Source organism: Candidatus Andeanibacterium sp. (genome assembly GCF_057143545.1).
This window is the reverse complement of the sequence record NZ_DBNHSF010000030.1, coordinates 1-3,183: the sequence shown is the minus strand read 5'-3', so window position 1 is coordinate 3,183 and position 3,183 is coordinate 1. Positions and strand designations below refer to the sequence as shown.

4 protein-coding genes are annotated in these 3,183 nt (G+C 60.2%); 3 read left to right on the top strand and 1 reads right to left on the bottom strand.

The window, feature by feature from the left end; translation table 11 throughout:
- Nucleotides 1-677, top strand: a 677-nt coding sequence (locus AC16XC_RS02085; protein WP_484032978.1) for a hypothetical protein, incomplete at its 5' end; no start/stop codon positions are given.
- 170 nt (nt 678-847) lie between these two features.
- Entirely contained in the window at nt 848-1,657 is an 810-nt protein-coding gene (locus AC16XC_RS02080; RefSeq protein WP_484032977.1) for a CmcJ/NvfI family oxidoreductase, read from the top strand.
- 17 nt (nt 1,658-1,674) lie between these two features.
- Here AC16XC_RS02080 and AC16XC_RS02075 read toward each other — a convergent pair whose 3' ends face one another.
- Nucleotides 1,675-1,974, bottom strand: a complete 300-nt coding sequence (locus tag AC16XC_RS02075; protein ID WP_484032976.1) for a YciI family protein — start codon at nt 1,972-1,974, stop codon at nt 1,675-1,677.
- 82 nt (nt 1,975-2,056) lie between these two features.
- Here AC16XC_RS02075 and AC16XC_RS02070 point away from each other — a divergent pair.
- On the top strand, nt 2,057-3,183 hold a 1,127-nt coding region (locus tag AC16XC_RS02070), incomplete at its 3' end, for an LLM class flavin-dependent oxidoreductase (RefSeq protein WP_484032975.1).

The following is a 3,183-nucleotide window of genomic DNA, read 5'->3' as shown; positions in this document are numbered from 1 at the left end:
GGCTTGAGGCGGTGCCTGAACTGGTCAGCCCGCCCTTGGTTGCGATGGTCGCCGAAGGCGACAGGGTGATTATGGCGATGCGCGAGGAATTGCCTCGGCCGGATGGCAAGGGGGACTATGCGTCGGTCCACTTCAACCTGTTTCGTATCGCAGACCACCGGCTCGCCGAACATTGGCATTCGGTGCAGGGGACGCCGAGCCCGCAATTGCCCTTTGCCGGTGAAGGCGGCCCGCTTCCGGTGACGGGGGTGACCGGCAAGGATCTCGAAAAGCTGGCCGATTCCGCCGATCCGGCATTGGCGGCGAACAAACGCCTGGTGCTCGACTTGTGGCAGACGGTGCGCCGTGGCGGCCGCTCGGCTGCTAAGGGTTTTCTCGCCGCGAGCTATCTTGAACACAACGTAAACGGCGGCGAGCATGCTCCGCCGTTTCGCGGCTTCAGCGATCCTCGCAACGCACCAGCCGCGCCGCCCGTGCTCGACGCGCCGGCGGTGGCGCTGGTGGCCGAGGGCGAATTTGTGGTGCTGGTTACCGCGCTCGAGCATCCCGACCCGCGGCGTGCGGGCACCGTATTCACGTCGACGTGGTTCGACATGTTCCGTATCGCAGACGGCAAGATCTCCGAACATTGGGACGCCGCATTCATCCCGGGTACGGTGGTGCCCTTCGGTGGATAGAACCAGAAGACAGGAGTAGCAGGCCGGCGCAAGAATCCAGCCAATTCGGTCTTTGGAATCTCCCAGGATCGCAGAATGTCGCCACTATTTTCCCGGCATTCAGAGCTGCAAGGATGTTCTGCATCAAAGGCTCCGCGATCACCAATCCGCGGTGCCATGGGAGAGTTCGCTTGGCGCATGCAACCGCCGCATCGGGTTCCGCGCCCGACCACATCGATACTTTCGTGCGCTATTCTGAGCGCGCGGCCGATGGCGGCTGGATCGAGAAGAACGGCAGCTATTCCTTCGAAATGGAGGATCACGAATGTCGGGTGCGCAATGCGCGAGTGTCCGATACTTCGTGGGAAACCCACGGTTTCGCGCTGGTCAGGCACGCGACAGATATCGATTGGTCGAGCCAGGAAGATTTCGAGAAACGCTACTACCCACAGGTTTGCCAGTTGGTGAAGGACTTGACCGGCGCAAGCGAGGTTTTCGCCTTCATGGGCATTTGGCGCGGCGGCGAGGATGAGAAGGGCGGCGGGCCGGCGCTAAGCGCTCATGTCGATTTCAACGAAGTCGCCTTGCGTCAATGGTTGCCCCGGCTGGCGCCCGGGCGCGAGGCCGAGCTGGGAGCAAAGCGGCTGGTCAATATCAATGTCTGGCGCGGCACCAAGCCGGTCGAGAACTCGCCGCTTGCGGTGTGCGACCGGCGCAGCGTGGACAAGCGGGACTTCCTGCGGGTGCGCTTCGGCAGGCAGGATGGGCCTTATGAGGAAGGCCAGCCCGCCGGGCTCAACATGGCCTACAATCCTGATCACGAATGGTACTATTTCGCGCACATGCAGCCCGATGAGGCACTCGTCTTCAAGCTTTACGACACCGCCGATCCCGAGTGGAAGATGACCGGTCATACCGCGATCGTCGATCCGACTTCGCGGCCCGGTTCCCCCAAGCGGGAAAGTTTCGAAGTACGGACCCTGGCGGTGTTCGACGAATGAGCCCGGGCAGCAGAATCCTATTGCTTAGGCGCGCCGATTCGGAACATCGTCTCTTCGAGCCGAACGAGCCTTGCGAGCCCGGAAATCTGCCACGGATCCCTGGCCATGGTGGCGCGAACCTCGTCTTCGCTTTCGGCAAGGAAGACGAAGATGATCTCGCTGGATGGCAGCATGAGTCCAGCCATGGCAATGAAGCCCTTTTCCTCCAGCGAACCCATAAAGGCTGCATGATCGGGGAAACCCTCATGCTCTTGAGGTTCCTTGGAATTATCCCATTTTTCAGTGCGTTGAACGAAGCCTACGAAGGTCTTCTTCATGCCAAACTTCCTTCCCTTCTCGCTCGCGGCAATCGCTACACGGCTAGTACGAGAGCGATCAAGGCTTAAGACGGAGGCCGCCATGCAGGTATTCATCTTCGACTGGACCGCTTACGCCGAGAATGTCGACAAGTTTCGTGAAGGCGGCGAGATGGTGCGGCTCGTCAAACAGCATTTCGAACCCGAAGCTGCGGTCGCGACCTACCGCAATCACATCGCTGCGTGGCAGGAAATGGAGAAGCAGGGCTTCGACGGGATCGCCATCAACGAACACCATTGCACGCCGTTCGGTCTTGGCAACTCGCCCAATCTCATGGCGGCCGCACTTTCGCAGCTGACCGAAAAGATCAAGATCCTGATCTACGCCAATCTGCTGCCAATCCATGAGCCGCTGCGGCTTGCCGAAGAGATCGCGATGCTCGACTGCATGACCAATGGACGGCTGATCTGCGGAGTCGGCAGGGGCGCGCCCCGCGAATACAAGATCTTCAATGTGCCGATGAGTGAGTCGCGCGGGCGCTTCGAAGAAGCCTATGAAGTCATGCGGCGAGCCTGGACCGATGATTCGATGTCGTTCTCTGGTGAGTTCTACTCATATGACGACGTCTCGATTTGGCCGCGCCCGGTGCAGCAACCCCATCCGCCAATCTGGATTCCGCTGACCGGATCGAAGGAATCGATCGAATGGGCGGCCGCGCACGACGCGACGATCACGCCGGGCGTTTTCGCCGGGCCCATGCGCGAGGACACGATCCGCTATTTCGCCAAGTGCCAGGCGCAACACGGCCGCAAGGTCGATCCCAACAAGATCAGCGTAATGGTCGATTGCTATGTCGCGGATTCGAAGGAACAGGCGATCGAGGAATATGGCGGCCACTTGATGTATCTGTTCAACACGCTGCTGCGTTACGGGCAAGTGTGGCAGAAGGATGTCGCCAAGACCAAATATTACAGTTCGACAGCATTCGAGCATCTGCGGGAGGGCCGCAAAGGAACTCTCGCCGAGGACGACACGGTCTTCAACGAATGGACGATGGAAACGGTGACGGGGGCGGCGCAGCATATGCCGCTTGGCACGGCGGACGAGATCGTCGAGCGGATCATCGCAGAATGCGACGATGCCGGAGCCAACAATGTCCTGCTCGTCTGCAATCGCGGCGACATGTCGCAGGAAATGTATCTCAATCAGATCCGGCGGATCGGGCAGGA

Coding starts and splice junctions, on each gene's coding strand:
- AC16XC_RS02075 (WP_484032976.1), bottom strand. CDS start 1,974: ATGAAGAAGACCTTCGTAGGCTTCGTTCAACGCACTGAAAAATGGGAT.